Genomic DNA, 15,688 nt, shown 5'->3' on the forward strand with positions numbered 1-15,688 from the left:
CCGCGCCCGCCTATGGTCGGGCAATGACGATCGCCTACGACGACGAGCTGCGCGAACGCATCCGGACGCACCTCTCGGACCACGACCGCCGCGAGGTGAGTGATCCGTCCAAGCGGCACGCGGCCGTGGCGGTGGTGCTGGTGGATTCCGTGTCCGGCGAGGACCGGGTGGATCCCGCCCCGGTCGACGAGTGGATCGATGGCCGGCCGATTCCGGAGGACCTCGATGGACGCATGGTCGACGTCGCGGGCGGAGCTTCATTCCTGCTGTGCCGCAGGGCTTCTCGGCTCCGTGCTCATGCCGCGCAGTGGGCATTGCCCGGTGGACGGGTAGATCCGGGTGAGGACGCCGTCGACGCCGCGCTGCGGGAGTTGGACGAGGAACTCGCCATTCGCTTGCCTGGCGACGCCGTGCTCGGATTGATGGACGACTACCCGACCCGGTCTGGCTACGTCATCACGCCCGTCGTGGTCTGGGGTGGCGGACGGCTCGAACCGCGCCCGGCGCCCGACGAGGTGGTGGCGGCCTACCGGGTGGGTCTGCACCAACTGTGCCGTGCCGACTCGCCGCGGTTCGTCACCATTGCGGAGAGCCCTCGACCGGTCGTCCAGATCCCGCTCGGCAACGACCTGATTCATGCCCCGACGGGAGCGGTGCTGCTGCAGCTGCGGTGGCTGGGTCTCGAGGGCCGCCACGACTCCGTGCAGGAGCTCGAACAGCCGGCGTTCGCCTGGCGGTGACGCGCACGGTTGGATGACGAGCATGCCGATTCCCGACTTCATCGTCGAACTGCGCCGCAGCATCGGTCACGCTTCCCTTTGGCTGCCCGGGGTGACCGCCGTCGTCGTACGGCGTGAGCGGATCCTGCTCGTCCGGCGCGCCGACAACGGAGCGTGGACGCCGGTGACGGGCATCGTCGAACCCGGGGAGAACCCCGCCGATGGTGCCGTGCGCGAGGTGCTCGAGGAGAGCGGGGTCCACGCCGTGGCGCGGCGGCTGGCCTGGGTGCACGTCACCCGACCCGTGGTGCACGCCAACGGTGACCACGCGCAGTACCTCGACCACGTCTTTCGGATGGAGTGGGTTGGCGGTGAGCCGTACGCCGCTGACGACGAGAGCGTCGACGCCGACTGGTTCGACGTACGGGCCCTTCCCGAGATGTCCGACGACATGCGGCACAGAATCGCGATGGCCTGTGACACGTCCCGATCCGAGACGGTCTTCGACACCAGTGACACGGGCTAGCGCCCGTCAGAGTCGGGCCGGAAACGCCTGCCGCCCAGCCATGCTCGTAAGCAGGCCGAGGCCGATCAACGAGGCGCCGACCCACGGCAGACCACCGAGGCCGATCACGGGAAGCAGTCCCGCCCCGATCGCCGCACCGCCGGCGATCCCCACGTTGGCGGACGCATTGACCCACGCCCCGGCGAGTTCCGGGCTGACCGCGCGGGTGCGGACGGCCGCCGCTTGGTAGATCGACGGGGCACCGCCGAAGGCGCCGTTCCACACGGCCGCGGCCACGACGACTGGCACCAGCGCGGGCATGCCGATGCCCAGCGAAAGGATCGCGGCCATCACGAGCGCCAGGATGACGACGATGGTACGGCGCGGACGGTGATCCAGTCTTTCTGCAGCATAGGACAATCCGGCCAGGCCGCACACGCCGCACAGCAGTAGCAGCGGCCCGATCCACGCAGGCGGGGCGCCGGCGGCGAGGAAGAGCAGGCTGACGAACGTGTACATCGTGAACTGGCCGAGGTAGGTCAGGCAATTCGAGGCCACCACGGCCGCGAGATCGCCTCGGCCGCTGCGTGTTCGGTGCGGTCGGGCGGGGACGTCGTTGCCGACGCCGGGCAGCACCCAGGCAACCGACGCCAGGGTCAGCAAGGACAGCACGGCCAGGGCACCGAACGAAGTGCGCCAGCCGAATGCGGTACCCACCGACGTCGCCAATGGCACACCGACGATGAAACCCGCCGCGGCCCCACCCGTTGCGATGGCCAGCGCGCGACCAACCTGGCGGCCGGCGACCAGCCGGGGGACGTAGCCGATGCAGAGGGAGAAGAACAGCGCATGCGTCACCCCGCCGACCGCACGGCCGGCGGCTAGTATCGCGAACGTCGGGGCGACGGAGACCAACAGATTGCTCAGGGCATAACACGCCAGGGTCGTCAGCAGTAGCGGCTTGCGGGCGAATCGCGCGGTCAGCAGGGTCAGCGGGACGGCCAGCAGGGCGACCATCACGGCGTAGAGGCTCACCAGCAACCCAGTGACCGAGTCGTCGACGTGGAACGACCGTCCGATGGCCGGGAGCACCCCCACGGGCAGCATCTCGGTGGTCACGGCCAGGCACGACGCCAGCGCCAGCGACGACAGGCCGGGCAGGTGCTGCCGCAGACCGAGCCGGGGCGGGTCCAGAGAGGTCGCGGTCGGCACGTCGACGAATATACTCAGCAGCAGAGTTTAAACAAGTGCGATCATGTCAGGCGATGTCCCAGGAACCCCGCACGGTCGCGCAGCAGCGGTGGTTCGGTGCTGCGCAACTGATCAGCCTGGTGCGGTCCGAGCCGGGCATCACGCGCGCGGCGGCCGCCCAGCGCCTCGGCATCGGCAGCGGTGGGGCCGCCGACCTGGTCGCGCGGCTGCGCACCGCCCGGCTCCTCGACGAGACGCCAGCACCAGCGACCGGACGCGGGCGCCCGACGACGGTCCTCGGTGCGCACCCCGAGGGGCCGCTGGTCCTGGCGGCCGAACTGCGGGCCGGGGATTGGCGGCTCGCCCTTGCCGGCTTCGACGGTCTGCCGCGGGTGGTCGCCCAGGCGCGCAACGTGGGCGCGGACCCGGCCCGGCTCCTCGCCGACACCGCGGCGGCGATCGCGGCGGTGTACGCCGAACGGCCCCAGCGCATCCGGGCCGTGGCCGTCTCGGCGGCCGGCACCGTCAGCGATGCGCGTCTCGTGCAGTTCACTACCCGCGGCTGGACCGGCGTGGACTTGTCCGGGCTCACGTCGGGCCTCGGCGATGATGCCGACCTGCCGCTGCTGCTGGGCAACGACGCGACCCTCGCCGGCTTGGCCGAGGCCCGCTCGGGAGCCGCCCGCGGGGCGGCGACGGCGCTGCATCTGCTGATCGCGGTCGGCCTCGGCGGCACGTTGGTGGTCAACGGAGAGCCCGTGACCGGCGCGCACGGTGCCGCAGGAGAGTACGGGCACGTGCCGTTCGGCGACGGCCGGCTGGTGTGTCCGTGCGGGGCCCGCGGCTGCTGGGATCTGTCCATCGACGGCCGCGCGCTGGCCCGGCACCTCGGTGAACCAGCGCCGGCCGATCCCGTCGGTTACGCGCACGACGTCCTCGGCCGCGCCCCCAGCCCGCGCCGGACGGCGGCGCTCGAGGCGCTGGCCTCCGCGCTCGGTGCCGGCATCGGCGGGCTGGTCAACCTCCACGACCCCGAGGTCGTGACCCTCGGCGGGCTGGCGGGACCGCTGCGGGCGGCGGCGTGCGAGGCGTTCGACACCGCTTATCGCGACGGGTTGATGTCGTTCCGGAAGTCATCGGCGCCACCGGTGCGGAACGGCCACCACGGAGAAGATGGTCCGCTCCACGGCGCGATCGCCTGGGGCTTGGACCACATCACGACCGAACGGGCGCTTGCCGATTGGGCGCGCACGGGCTGCTGACCCTCGAGGATGACCGCCCAAGAGTCTTGGTCTGCACAGAACCATCTCTCAGTCGCGTCTCAGATGGTGGCTGCACAGTGGAGTCACAACTTTGCTGCTCCTCGAAGAAGGTAAGACGCCCGGACATGACGAATCACCCGCGGTACCCGCATCCTCACCCCGCTCCCGGCGTGGGTGCGAATCAGGCTGTGGGACAACCACACCCGAGCAACCAAGCTCATAATCCGTATCAGCAGGGCTACGACTGGCGCTATGCCCAGCAAGCTCCGCCCTACGATCCAAACCGTCACCACCGCCAGATGGATTCGACCCCTACGGCGCCAATTCGCCGGCTGCGCAAGAAGTCTCGGTCCCGTGTGGCCATCACCAGCGTCGCCGCCCTCGCGGTGGTATCGGCCGGTGTCGGCGCGGTGGCGCTGACCAGTCAGGACGACCGGACGGCCGCCACCGGACTTGCCACCGCGCTGGCGACGGCGCCCAGCCAGTCCGCCGTCCCGGCCGCCAACCTGCCGACCGGTTCGGTGGAGCAGGTCGCCGCCAAGGTGGTGCCAAGCGTGGTCAAGCTGCAGATAGACATGGGCAGCCAGAGCGAAGAGGGCTCCGGGGTGATCCTGGACCCCGACGGTCTGATCCTCACCAACAACCACGTCGTCGCGGCCCTGGCCGGCAACTCCGCCGGCGGCGGCTCGCAGGGCGGCCAGGACGGTTCGGGACGCCAAGCCGCCCCCAGCAGCCAGGAGATCCCGGGCCCACAGTCCATGCAGGCGACGGTCACGCTGTCCGACGGCCGCTCCGCACCGTTCACCGTGGTCGGTGCCGATCCGTCCAGTGACATCGCCGTCGTTCGGGCGCAAGGCCTTTCGGGCCTCACCCCGATCGCGCTCGGCTCGTCGAAGGACCTCAAGGTCGGCCAGAACGTGGTGGCGATCGGTTCTCCGCTCGGGCTGCAGGGCACCGTGACCACCGGCATCGTCAGTGCCTTGGACCGGCCGGTGTCCGCCGGCGGCGAGGGATCCGATCAGGGTGCCGTGCTCGACGCGATCCAGACCGACGCGGCGATCAACCCGGGTAACTCCGGCGGCGCGCTGGTGAACATGAACGGCGAGCTGATCGGCGTGAACTCGGCCATCGCATCTCTGGGTGGCGGTTCGTCGGGCGGGCAGAGCGGTTCGATCGGCCTTGGCTTCGCCATTCCCGTCGATCAGGCCAAGCGCATCGCCAACGAGCTGGTGTCCACCGGCACGGCCACGCATGCGTCGCTGGGTGTGCAGCTCAGCAGCGACGCAAACGCGCGCGGCGCTGCCATCGCGCAGGTGGTCAACGGCGGTCCCGCGGCCGCAGCCGGCGTCCCGGACGGAGCCGTCGTCACCAAAGTGGACGATCACGTAATCGATGGCGCCGAGGGGCTGGTGGCCGCCGTGCGGTCGAAGGCGCCGGGCGACCAGGTCACGCTGACCTATCTCGACCCGTCGGGTGCGAGTCAGACCGCCCAGGTCACTCTCGGCACCGCGCAGCAGTAACGGGTCCGGGTCGGTGGGTGCGTTCGACGACGACGCACCCATCGACCGTCCGCACCGGGCTCCGGCGAACCGCCGGATGTCCTGCCCGTGTTGGACTTCTTAGTCCAACTGAGGGGCTACAGTTACACCATGTCGCCGCACCCGAATGAAGCGTCGCGACCCAAGCTGACGTCGAGGGGCGTGGCGACGCGCAACCGAATCGTGCTTGCCGCAGCCGAGCTCATGCACGTGCGCGGCGTCGCCGCGACGACGATCGACGAGGTGCTTGCTGCGAGCGCGACCAGCAAGTCGCAGTTCTACCAACACTTCGACGACAAGACCGATCTGGTCTACGACGTCATCACCCTGCGCGCCGACGAGATCCTGTCCTGGCAGCGACTCCGGCTGGAGAAGGTGGACTCCTTCCGGGGCCTCTACCAGTGGCGCGACGCCATGGTGCAGCGGTGCACGCTGCGCCGCGGATTGTGGGGATGCGAGCTGGGCTCCCTTGCCGCGGAGCTGTCCGACAGCGATGACAAGGCCCGCATGTCGCTCGCCGAGCACTTCACCGAATGGCGGGCCATCCTGGCCGCCGCCCTGGAGCGGATGCGCGACGCCGGGGTGCTCGTCGAGGCCATCGATGCTCTCGCGCTGGCCACCGGTCTCCTTGCCGCCGTCGAGGGTGGCTACCTGCTGACCCAGACGACGCACGACCCGCGACTGATGCAGACCGCGCTGGACTCGGCGATCGGGCACGTCACGTCGTTCCGCTCGGTTACGGCCGAGATCGCCGACTGATCGACCCCCGACGCGAGCGAGGCGGACCAGTCGATGACTGGCCCGCCTCGGACGGAAGACGCGAACTAACCGATGTGGTTGGTACCGGGCACACCCGTCGGAGCCGGCGGCGCCTTGACGCCGGGGCTGAAGGAGTTGCCACCGGTGGGGTTGATGCTCTTCTCGGTCGGTGACACCGTCGCCGACGAGCTGGACGGGGTGGTGGTGCTCGACGGGCCGCTCTTCTCGCCACCGCCGCAGGCGGTCAGCGTTCCCATCGAGATGAAGGCCGCGATGCCGAGGCCCGCCGCGACGCGGCGTGTGAGCTTGCTATGCACGATGCAGTCCAATCTCTACTGGTCGACGGCCGAACTCAGTTGTGGGTGCCGGGGATGGCGGTCGGAGCGGGTGGCGCCTTGACGGGCGGCGTGAAGAGGTTGCCACCGGTGGGGTTGATGCTCTTCTCCGTGGGCGTGACGCTGGACGACGGCGCGGTGGTCGTCGTGGTCGTCGTCGTGCTGGAGGGGGCGTTGGATCCGCTGCCGCCGCAGGCAGTCAGCGCTCCCATGGAGATGACGGCGGCGACGCCGAGGCCAGCGGCGACGCGGCGTGTGAACCGACTTTGCATGATGCAGTCCTATCTGTGCTGCCGGGAACGCTGAGAATGATGCTAACTGAACTGTATCGTCCAGTACGGCTCGCCGTCAAGGCGAACCGGACGACACCGGCTGCCGCCGTCGCGGCGGGAAACCCGCTGTATGCAGCCCGATCGGCGGTTCAGAAGCAGGCCGGGTGCGCGTTCGTGCCACGGACGCGTTGGTCCATGTGACGGTGGGTTGGCTGTGAACCGCCTGGGAAATGCGGTGGGACCGGCCCGTGACCCCGGTCCGTTGTCGGTAACGCGCGGTGGCCCAGGGGACGAATAACCGTCTGAGGCGGCAGCGCTCGGTCGGGTCGCGCCGCGTAGGTCGGAGGGAAGTCATCGTGATTCGTCGGATGGGTGTGGTCGCCGTGGCGGCCGGTTTCGCCGTGGTCGGGCTGGCCCCCGGCATCGCCACTGCGGCGCCCGGGTGCGCCGACTACCACTGGATCGGAGCCGCGGGGTCGGGGCAGCGCGACGGCGCAGGCCTGACCGCCAACGGTGGCATGGGCAAGGTGGTCTACCAGTCGTTCCTCGACCTGCGCGACGAATTGGCCGCCAGTGGCCGCACCATCACCGCCGAGGCCGTCCAGTACCCGGCGGCGCCGGTACCGCTCGACGGCGGGGTTGGCGGCTGGATGGACTTCATGGACAGCGTCAAGGAGGGCACCAAGGCCACGGCCAAGCAGCTCGCGGCGTTCACCGAGCAGTGCCCCGCCACCAAGGTGGTGCTCGCCGGCTACTCGCAGGGCGCGATGGTCGTGCACCGCAATCTGAAGGACCTGGCCGACGATCCCCAGGTGGCGGCCGCGCTGCTGATCGCCGACGGTGACCGGCTGCCCGGCGACACCACGATCGACCTGGGTTCGACCGCCGTGGTGCCCAGCGTGGGCAAGGGCGTCGCGCAGGAGCATTCGTTCCTGGCCTCGGCCCCTACCTCGAAGCTGCCGGCGACGATCGGTGCGCGCACCGTCAGCGTGTGCGACGTCGGCGATCCGGTCTGCGACTACGACGCCGACTCGACCGCCGATCCGTTGTCAGCCGCCGCGCTGGCGATCCACACCTCGTACGCGCCGGCCTCGAGCGGCGCGCACGACTGGGGCACGCCGCTGTACCAGCTCGTCACGAGCGACGCCGGCGCGGGACCGGCATCGGCCACCTCGCTGGGCGTGCACGGCGCCGCCTGACCCCAGCCGTCCGGACCTAGCCGGACACCGGCACCGGCGCGGTGTCCGTGTCGTCGCTCGGCGGGGTCGACTTGCGGAAGTGGTTGTCGCCGCGGGGATACACGACCTGCGGCCACCAGAACCAGCGGCCCAGCAGCGTCGCGATCGACGGCATCAGCAGCGAACGCACGATGAAGGTGTCCACCAGCAGGCCGATCGCGATGGTGGAGCCCATCTGGGCGAGCACGATGAGCTGGCTGCCCATCATGCCGGCCATGGTGGCGGCGAACACCAGCCCGGCCGAGGTCACCACGCCGCCGGTGCCGGCCATCGACCGGATGATGCCGGTCTTGAGCCCCGCGTGGATCTCGTCCTTGAACCGGGAGACCAGCAGCAGGTTGTAGTCCGAGCCCACGGCCAACAGGATGATGACCGACATCAGCATGACCAGCCATTGGACGGGCTTGCCGAAGAGGTCCTGCCAGATGAGCACCGAGATGCCGAACGACGCGGCGATCGAGCTCGCCGCGGTGGTCACGATGACCAGCGCCGCGACCGCACTTCGCGTCAGGATCAGCATGATCATGAAGATCAGCGTCAGCGCCGACACCACGGCGATCATCAGGTCGTACTTGGCGCCGTCGGCCATGTCGCGATACGTCGCGGCGGTACCGCCCAGATAGATCTTGGCGTCCGAGAGCGACGTCATCTTCAGCGCGTCCTGGGCGGCGCTGCGTTCGGAGCTGACCCGGCTGATGCCCTCGACCGTGGCGGGATCGGTCTCGTGGGTGATGAACATCCGCGCGGACTTGCCGTCCGGGGACAGGAACATCTTCAGGCCGCGCTCGAAGTCGGGGTTGGTGAAGGCCTCCGGGGGCAGGTAGAACAGGTCGTCGTTCTTGGCGCCGTCGAAGGCCGCCCCCATCGCCAGGGCGGTGTCGTTGCTGGCCTCCATCTGGTCCAGCAGCGCCTTCTGCGAGTTGTACGACGCCAGAGCGAGATCGCGGCTCTGCTTCATGGTCGCGATGGTCTGCGGTAGCAGTGCCGTCAGCTTGGGCGCGATCGCCGCCAACTGGTCGGTGTTGACCTGCACGGCCCCGGTCCGGTCGGTCAGCTCGTCGATGCCGTCGAGGGAATCGAACAGCGAGCGGATGGCCGCGCACAGCGGGATGTCGAAGCAGTGCGGCTCCCAATAGAAGTACGCCCGCATCGGCCGGAACGTGTCGTCGAAGTTCGCGATCGAGTCACGCAGCTTCTCGGTGGTGGCCAGCAGATCCTGCGACTTGGCCGCCGAGTCCTGCGTGAGCTTGGTCTGCTGCAGCGACAGCTGATACTGCTGCTCCATGATGGCGATCGAGGCGTTCGTGGTCTCGATGGTCTTGAGCTGGTTGGCCAGCTGATCTCGCTGAAACGGCAGGTTCATGTTGGAGGTCTGACCCTGCACGCTGGTCTGGAACGGAATCGAGCTGTGCTGGATCGGGATGCCCAGCGGCCGCGTGATGTTCTGCACCATCGCGATCCCCTGGGTGTGCATCACGTTGCGCGCCACGGCGTTCAGCACCAGCATGTCCGCCGGATTGCGCATGTCGTGGTCGGCGTTGACCATCAGGATGTCGGGGTTCATCCGGGCCTGGCTGAAGTGCCGGTCAGCGGCGGCGAAACCGATGTTGGTCGGAGCGTCCTTGGGCAGGTAGTACTGGTCGTTGTAGGCCGGCTTGTAACCGGGGATCGCCACGATGCCGATCAGCACCACGAACAGGCTGACCACGAATATCGGTGCGGGCCAACGGACGACGGCCGTGCCCACCTTGCGCCAGAACCTGCTCTGCGGCGGCCGCTTGGACTCGTAGAGCCCGACCTTGCTGCCGAGGAACAGCACCGCCGGCCCAAGGGTCACCGCGATTACCACCACCACGACCATGCCGATCGCGACGGGAGCGCCCATGGTGCTGAAGTAGGGCAGCCGGCAGAAGCTGAGGCAGAAGGTGGCGCCCGCGATGGTCAGGCCCGAGCCAACGATGACGGGAGCGACGGACTTGAACGTCGCGTAGTAGGAGTCGTCGCGGTCCAGTCCCAGACCCCGGTCTTCTCGGTAGCGCCCGAAGATGAAGATGCCGTAGTCGGTGGCCGCGGCGATCGCCAGCATCGTCAGGATGTTGCCCGCGAACGTCGTCAACCCGAAGGCGCCGTTGGTCGCCAGCACCGACACCACACCGCGGGCGGTGAGTAGCCCGAGGAACGTCAGGAACAGCTGGATCAGCGTGGTGACGATGGAGCGGTAGACCACCAGCAGCATGAAGGCGATCGCGATGAGCGTGTACAGCGTGATCTGCGCCAGGCTGGCGTTGCCGATGACGTGCAGGTCGTCGGTCAGGGCTGCCGGCCCCGCGACGTAGGCCTGCACGCCGGGTGGCGCCTTGGTGTCCTCGATGGCCTTGCGGACCGATTCCACGCCCTCGTTGGCCAGCGTCTGGCCCTGCTCGCCGGCCAGGTTGATCATGACGTAGGACGCCTTGCCGTCGGAGCTCTGCGCACCCGCCGCGGTCAGCGTGTCACCCCAGAAGTCCTGGATGTGCTGGATGTGCTCGGGATCCTGCTGCAGCTTCTTGATGATCGCGTCGTAGTAGTCGTGCGCGTCCTGCCCGAGGGGCTTCTGCCCCTCGACGATGACCATCACGGTGCTGTTGGAGTCGAATTCCTTGAAGTTGCCGCCCATCAGCTTCATCGACGTCATCGACGGCGCGTCCTCGGGCGCCATCGGCGCGGAGTGCAGTTCGCCGACGGTCTCCAGCTGGGGAGCGATGACGTTGACGATGACCGCGACGGCGATCCAGAACAGCACGATCGGCACCGAGAAGAGCCGGATCGCGTGCGGAAGGTAGGGCCGCTTCGGCCGCGCCGGGGTCGGGGTCGGGGTCGCCTGCGTCATGCCGACTTCACCAGGCAGTAGGTCTGGGCTTCGATCCCACTGGCGGACTGCTCCTCACGGACGGTTCCATTCACGGTGACGCGGCATCCAATCTGGTCGCCGTCGGCGCGGGCCATGAGGTTGGCGCTGACGGTCGGCAACGTGGTCGAGAGGGTGACGGACCAGGGCAGCGTCGTGGTGATCGAGTGCACGTTCGCATCCGGGTCGAAGTAGCTGATCTGAGCGGTGTCGCCGGGGGCGCCGTACACGTCGTAGACCATGACCTTGGGGTTGAACTGCACGATCTCGATGCCGGCACCGGCGTTGGCATTCAGATCTGCCGACGCGAACTGCCCGTGCAACCGGTACACCACCAGGCCGGAGACCGCGAGCACCACGATCAGCACCAGCGGGATCCACACCGCCTTCGCCGTCCGGCCTATCGGAATACGCTTCACCCCAACACCTTCCGCTGATTGACAGGTCGCGGCGCGACCGTCGGGCCGGCCGGATCATCCGGTGCGGTCTCCGCATTCGTGACGATTCGTTCCATGACGGGAAAGGCCACCCGCGCGGCGAGCCACAGCGCGTTCGCTTCCTCCGGGGACAGGGTCGCGAGCAGTTCGGCGAGCCGTTCGCGGCGCACGCGCTTGCGGTCGTCGATGAGATCGCGACCGAGCTGGGTGATGCCGACGAGGGCGGCGCGACCGTCTTCGGGGTCGGGCAGCCTCGTCACCAGGCCCTGCCGCTCTAGCCGGGTGATCAGCTGCGTCATCGACGGCTGGGTGATTCCCTCCCGCGCGGCCAGGGTCGTCAGGCGCAGCGGCCCTTCCCGGCATACCCGGTTGATCGTGAATCCCGCGGAGGCGCTCAGCTCGGCGCGATCGGTCAGGAAGCGGGCCGTCAGATCCACCGCGCGATCGATCAGCTCGCCGACGCACTCGCTGACGTCGGGCCCCGCCGGCGAATCTTCCACCCGGTACTAATATCACGCACCCTATGCATTGGCTAGTCGAGCCACGCAATGCTCATTGACGGGCTCGTATTCGAAGTCGTCAACTGCATGAAAGTATGAGTCGTGCGCTGCGGCCGATCCAGTACATAGGCAGAACTATGCAACTGGCGTCAGCTCAGCAGCTCGGCAAATGCATCCAGAAGCCGGTCGACGTCGTCGTCGGTGTTGTAGGGCGCCAACCCGACACGCAACCCGCCCTCATCGCCGAGGCCGAGCCGCCGAGACGCTTCGAGCGCGTAGAACGATCCGGCGGGGGCGTTCATTCCCCGCCCTGCCAGCGCGATGGCGATCTGCGCGGCGGGATGCCCGTCGAAGGTCAGCAGCAGTGTGGGGGTCCGCCGCGCCGCCCTGGAGTGCACTTCCACGCCGGGCAACCGGGCCAGCCCAGCCTCGATGCGCGTGCGCAGCGCGTCCTCGTGCCGCTGCAGTGCGTGCATGCCCGCCACCAGGCGCTCGCGCCGGGAACCGGTGAGATCCGTTAGGTCGGAGAGGAATTCGATGGTCGCGGTGACACCGGCCATCAGCTCGTAGGGCAGCGTGCCGAGCTCGAAGCGTTCGGGCACCTCGTCGGTGGAGGGCAGGAGCTTCGCGGGTCGCAACTCGGCGAGAACGGCGCGCCGCCCAGCGACGACGCCGCAGTGCGGGCCGAGGAACTTGTAGGGCGAGCAGGCGAAGAAGTCCGCCCCGAGCGCCCGCACGTCGACCACCTCGTGCGCGGTGTAATGCACGCCGTCGACGTACAGCAGCGCCCCTGCGGCGTGGACCCGCTCGGCGATCGCGGCGACGTCGGGCATGGTGCCGATCAGGTTCGACGCCGCGGTCACCGCGACGACCCGGGTACGAGGGCTCAGCTGCGCCTCGACCCGCGCCACCGGCAACTCGCCGGTCTCCGGGTCGAAGTCGACCCAGCGGACCACCGCGCCCACCGCCTCGGCGGCGATCACCCACGGCCGGATGTTGGCGTCGTGGTCGAGCCGGGTCACGACGACCTCGTCACCGGGGCGCCACCGCGTCGCCAGCGTGCGCGACAGGTCGAACGTCAGCGCGGTCATGCTCCGCCCGAAGATCACCTCGTCGGGGCCTGCACCGAGCAGATCGGCCAGCGCGTGCCGGCATCGCCCGACGACGTCCTCGGCATTGCGCGCCGCGGCGGTCGTCGTGCCGCGGTTGGACAGTGGGTGAAGCATGGCGTCGCGGATCGCGTCGGCGACGGCGGTCGGGGTCTGCGATCCGCCGGGCCCGTCGAAGAACGCGGTGCCGTCCTCGAGCGCGGGGAAGCAGCGCCGCACGGCCTCGACGTCGTACTCACCGGTCACCTCTGCCACCTCACGATTCCAACCGGGCGGCGAGCGCGGTGCCCAGCCGGTGGCCGGACAACCAGGCCGACTCGATGCGGGGCGAACCGGACGGACACCACGAATCTCCGCACAGGCCCACGGGCCTGCCTCCGCCATCCACCAGCGCGAACGGCTTGTTGCCGTGCGTACCAACGGGTTTGGCGTAGGTCCAGCGGTGGGCCAGTGACCACTGCGGGTCCGCCGTCACGTCGATGACGCGGGCGAGGGCGGCCAGTACGGGGGCGATCGCATCAAGCGGTGTCTGCAAATGAGCACCGGCCAGTCGGGCCGTCGTGTGGGTGACGAGCACCGCGGCCCCATCGCCGCGGCGCGATCCGTCGTCGGCGACCATGGTGATGTCGGGGTCGTCGTTGACGAACGCGGCGTGGGTCATCGGCCAGCATCGGCGGTCCCAGCCCGCGATCACCGTGACGACGGGTTCGTAGGTCACCCAATCGGCGGCGTACGGGGCCAGCCGGGCGGCCTGAGGATCGGGCATCGCCAGCACCACCGCGTCGTGGTCCAGCTCGTCGAGGGCACCGACCACCCGACCGGACCGGACGTCGTCGGGCAGGCTGGCCTGGACCAGCGAGCGCAGGCCGTCGGGTGCGGCGTGGCGCATGGGACCCGAACTGAGCCGGTGCCCGGCGGCCGAGAAGGCGTCGAGGGTGTCGGTCCAGTCGCGGATCAAGCCACGGGCCGCCCACTGCTCGACGACGGACGCGAAGGCAGGCTCGCTGACGGTGAAGTACGCCGCCCCGATGTCGACGCGCCGGCCGTGCATCGTCGGAGACGCCATCCGGCCTCCGGGCGCCCGGCCCTGGTCGAACACCTCGACCTGCACGCCGCCATCGCGCAGGGCTCGTGCGCACGCCGCGCCCGACAGGCCGGCGCCGACGACGGCGACCCGCGGCACCGCGCTCACGGCCCGGCCACCTGGTTCGGGGGCCGGCCACCGCCGGCGAAGACGTCGATCTGGTGCAGCGCGATGCGCCAGGCCCGGTCCCAGGCGCCTTCGGTGCTGCCAGCCACGTGCGGGGTCAGCAGCAGGCCGGGCGCCGACCACAGCGGGTGCCCCGCCGGCAGCGGCTCTGGCTCGGTGACGTCGAGGGCGGCGCGCAACCGGCCGGCCGTCAGCTCCGCCAGCAGGGCATCGGTGTCGACGGCGCCACCCCTGCCAACGTTGACGACCACCGCCCCGTCGCGCAACCGGCTCAGGAACGCGGCGTCGATCAGGTGGTGGGTGGCCTCGGTGCCCGGAAGCATGGCGACCACCGCGTCCGCGGACGGCAGCACCTCGCCGACGTCGTCGAGGGCGATCACCCCGGGTCTGGCGTGTCGTCCGACCAGGGTCACCTCGGTCTCGAACGGAGCGAGCCGGGCGGCGAGGTTGGCGGCCAGGTCCCCGGCGCCGAGGATGACGATCCGCTTGCCGATCAGCGTCTCGGTGTCCCGCGGTCGCCACACCCCCGCAGCCTGTCGTTCGCGGAACGAAGCGAGCTCCCGGTAGATGGCCAGGAGCGCGGCCACCACCCACTCGGCCGACGAACCGCCATGTGCCCCACGGCCGTTGGAGAGCACGACGCCGTCGGGCAGATGCGGCAGCCACTGTTCGTAGCCGGCATTGAGCGTCTGCACCAGGCGCAGCTCGGGCAGCTCGCCGAAGCGCGCCCCGATCGCCTCGGCGTTCTCGAAGCCGACCACGACGACAGCTGCGTCCAGATGCTCGCTTGGCCACGGTCGTTCGGGGGAGTACGGGACCAGGTCGAGGTCGGGCGCATCCGCCGGTACCCGAAGGCCGAGATCGTCGGGGTAGAGGACCTTCAATCGCGGCGCGTCCCGAGGTGTCACCCGCTCAACGCTAAACACGTCGGCGGCATCGCGTCGAATCGGAGCCCGGCTACAGGTAGGGGTCGGCCCAGGCGCTGATGATGCGGGCCGCCCTGGCCGCCTGGTTCTTGCCGGTGAGCAGATGGTCGGCGCCCTCGAGCGAGACGAAGCTGCGCGGATGCCGCGCGGTGCGGAAGATGTCGCTGGCATTCTGGATGCCGACGGTGTTGTCGGTCGGGGAGTGCATCACCAGCAGGGCCCGGCGCAGGGTCCGGATCCGCTCGCGCAGATCGGCGTTGCGCACGTCGTCGATGAAGTGCCGCTTGAGCGTCAGTGCCTTGCCGCCCACCAGGAACTGGGCCTCGCCCTCGGCCTCGATGCGGTGGATCAGGGCGTCGTAGGTGTGCTCGACGTGGGCGGGCTCGTACGGCGCGCCGACGCTGGCCACCGCCGCGACCGTCGGACACTCGTGGGCGCCGGCGATCGCCGCGGCCCCGCCGAAGGAGTGTCCGACGAGGAGCCGGACTTCACGACCGGAGTCGTTCATGAACTCCACGGCGCGGACGGTATCGGCGACCTTGTGCGAGAAGGAGCCGTCCCCCCAGTCGCCCTCCGAGCCGCCGAGGCCGAGGTTGTCGAAGCGCAGCATGCCGATGCCCTCGCTGGCCAGCTGCTTGCACATCCGGCTGGCGGCGGGGCAGTCCTTGCCGAGGGTGAATCCATGGGCGAAGACGCCCCACCCCCGCGGTTCACCGGTGGGGAGGTCGACGATCCCGCGCAGGAGGGGGCCGCTGGTGCTGGGGAAGCTGACGTGCTCTGCCACCAGGGCATCCTTTCAC

General features: G+C 69.6%; 16 protein-coding genes. 6 read left to right on the forward strand and 10 right to left on the reverse strand.

All coding sequences use genetic code 11. The annotated features are described in order from the left end of the window. The first annotated feature begins 23 nt into the window (after positions 1-23). Both SBI80_RS21145 and SBI80_RS21150 read left to right on the forward strand, forming a co-directional pair. On the forward strand, positions 24-740 hold the full coding sequence (locus SBI80_RS21145) for an NUDIX hydrolase (protein ID WP_318976787.1): 717 nt from the start codon (positions 24-26) through the stop codon (positions 738-740). A 22-nt stretch (positions 741-762) separates the two neighbouring features. After that, positions 763-1,245 carry an NUDIX hydrolase gene (locus SBI80_RS21150; protein WP_318976788.1) on the forward strand — a complete coding sequence of 161 codons (483 nt, stop codon included), beginning with the start codon at positions 763-765 and terminating at the stop codon, positions 1,243-1,245. Between the two features lie 6 nt (positions 1,246-1,251). Here SBI80_RS21150 and SBI80_RS21155 read toward each other — a convergent pair whose 3' ends face one another. Next, positions 1,252-2,436, reverse strand: coding sequence for an MFS transporter (locus tag SBI80_RS21155; RefSeq protein WP_318976789.1), 1,185 nt, complete (start codon positions 2,434-2,436; stop codon positions 1,252-1,254). A 53-nt stretch (positions 2,437-2,489) separates the two neighbouring features. Here SBI80_RS21155 and SBI80_RS21160 point away from each other — a divergent pair, with 53 nt between their 5' ends. The 3 genes from SBI80_RS21160 (at position 2,490) to SBI80_RS21170 (ending at position 5,974) form a co-directional block, all read left to right on the forward strand. Beyond that, entirely contained in the window at positions 2,490-3,677 is a 1,188-nt protein-coding gene (locus SBI80_RS21160) for an ROK family transcriptional regulator (protein ID WP_318976790.1), read from the forward strand. A 125-nt stretch (positions 3,678-3,802) separates the two neighbouring features. Continuing rightward, positions 3,803-5,197, forward strand: coding sequence for a S1C family serine protease (locus SBI80_RS21165; protein WP_318976791.1), 1,395 nt, complete (start codon positions 3,803-3,805; stop codon positions 5,195-5,197). 129 nt (positions 5,198-5,326) lie between these two features. Continuing rightward, a complete protein-coding gene (locus tag SBI80_RS21170; protein ID WP_318976792.1) occupies positions 5,327-5,974 on the forward strand; it encodes a TetR/AcrR family transcriptional regulator in 648 nt (215 codons plus the stop codon). Between the two features lie 65 nt (positions 5,975-6,039). On the opposite strand, the gene SBI80_RS21175 is transcribed toward SBI80_RS21170, so the two are convergent. Next, positions 6,040-6,291: a hypothetical protein gene (locus SBI80_RS21175; RefSeq protein WP_318976793.1), complete on the reverse strand. Its 252-nt coding sequence runs from the start codon at positions 6,289-6,291 to the stop codon at positions 6,040-6,042. 35 nt (positions 6,292-6,326) lie between these two features. Next, positions 6,327-6,581: a hypothetical protein gene (locus tag SBI80_RS21180; protein WP_318976794.1), complete on the reverse strand. Its 255-nt coding sequence runs from the start codon at positions 6,579-6,581 to the stop codon at positions 6,327-6,329. A 368-nt stretch (positions 6,582-6,949) separates the two neighbouring features. Between SBI80_RS21180 and SBI80_RS21185 the strand changes: the two genes are divergently transcribed. Then, on the forward strand, positions 6,950-7,780 hold the full coding sequence (locus tag SBI80_RS21185; RefSeq protein WP_489685612.1) for a cutinase family protein: 831 nt from the start codon (positions 6,950-6,952) through the stop codon (positions 7,778-7,780). Positions 7,781-7,796: 16 nt separating this feature from the next. Here SBI80_RS21185 and SBI80_RS21190 read toward each other — a convergent pair whose 3' ends face one another. The 7 genes from SBI80_RS21190 to SBI80_RS21220 form a co-directional block, all read right to left on the reverse strand. Further along, a complete protein-coding gene (locus SBI80_RS21190; RefSeq protein WP_318976796.1) occupies positions 7,797-10,688 on the reverse strand; it encodes an MMPL/RND family transporter in 2,892 nt (963 codons plus the stop codon). Beyond that, on the reverse strand, positions 10,685-11,125 hold the full coding sequence (locus tag SBI80_RS21195) for an MmpS family transport accessory protein (protein WP_318976797.1): 441 nt from the start codon (positions 11,123-11,125) through the stop codon (positions 10,685-10,687). Before SBI80_RS21195 ends, SBI80_RS21190 begins: the two co-directional genes overlap by 4 nt. Continuing rightward, positions 11,122-11,643, reverse strand: a complete 522-nt coding sequence (locus tag SBI80_RS21200) for a MarR family winged helix-turn-helix transcriptional regulator (protein ID WP_318976798.1) — start codon at positions 11,641-11,643, stop codon at positions 11,122-11,124. Before SBI80_RS21200 ends, SBI80_RS21195 begins: the two co-directional genes overlap by 4 nt. A 149-nt stretch (positions 11,644-11,792) precedes the next feature. Continuing rightward, positions 11,793-13,007 carry a cysteine desulfurase-like protein gene (locus SBI80_RS21205; RefSeq protein WP_318976799.1) on the reverse strand — a complete coding sequence of 405 codons (1,215 nt, stop codon included), beginning with the start codon at positions 13,005-13,007 and terminating at the stop codon, positions 11,793-11,795. Between the two features lies 1 nt (position 13,008). Next, a complete protein-coding gene (locus SBI80_RS21210; protein WP_318976800.1) occupies positions 13,009-13,944 on the reverse strand; it encodes an NAD(P)/FAD-dependent oxidoreductase in 936 nt (311 codons plus the stop codon). Further along, positions 13,941-14,870, reverse strand: a complete 930-nt coding sequence (locus SBI80_RS21215) for an NAD(P)-dependent oxidoreductase (RefSeq protein WP_318976801.1) — start codon at positions 14,868-14,870, stop codon at positions 13,941-13,943. The genes SBI80_RS21210 and SBI80_RS21215 overlap by 4 nt, the downstream gene beginning before the upstream one ends. A 49-nt stretch (positions 14,871-14,919) precedes the next feature. Further along, entirely contained in the window at positions 14,920-15,672 is a 753-nt protein-coding gene (locus SBI80_RS21220; protein WP_318976802.1) for an alpha/beta hydrolase family protein, read from the reverse strand. Between the last annotated feature and the right edge of the window lie 16 nt (positions 15,673-15,688).

Source organism: Mycolicibacterium sichuanense (assembly GCF_033741125.1).
Taxonomy (GTDB): domain Bacteria; phylum Actinomycetota; class Actinomycetes; order Mycobacteriales; family Mycobacteriaceae; genus Mycobacterium.

Coding starts and splice junctions, on each gene's coding strand:
- SBI80_RS21165 (WP_318976791.1), top strand. CDS start 3,803: ATGACGAATCACCCGCGGTACCCGCATCCTCACCCCGCTCCCGGCGTG.
- SBI80_RS21150 (WP_318976788.1), top strand. CDS start 763: ATGCCGATTCCCGACTTCATCGTCGAACTGCGCCGCAGCATCGGTCAC.
- SBI80_RS21160 (WP_318976790.1), top strand. CDS start 2,490: ATGTCCCAGGAACCCCGCACGGTCGCGCAGCAGCGGTGGTTCGGTGCT.
- SBI80_RS21145 (WP_318976787.1), top strand. CDS start 24: ATGACGATCGCCTACGACGACGAGCTGCGCGAACGCATCCGGACGCAC.
- SBI80_RS21180 (WP_318976794.1), bottom strand. CDS start 6,581: ATGCAAAGTCGGTTCACACGCCGCGTCGCCGCTGGCCTCGGCGTCGCC.
- SBI80_RS21190 (WP_318976796.1), bottom strand. CDS start 10,688: ATGACGCAGGCGACCCCGACCCCGACCCCGGCGCGGCCGAAGCGGCCC.
- SBI80_RS21185 (WP_489685612.1), top strand. CDS start 6,950: ATGGGTGTGGTCGCCGTGGCGGCCGGTTTCGCCGTGGTCGGGCTGGCC.
- SBI80_RS21170 (WP_318976792.1), top strand. CDS start 5,327: ATGTCGCCGCACCCGAATGAAGCGTCGCGACCCAAGCTGACGTCGAGG.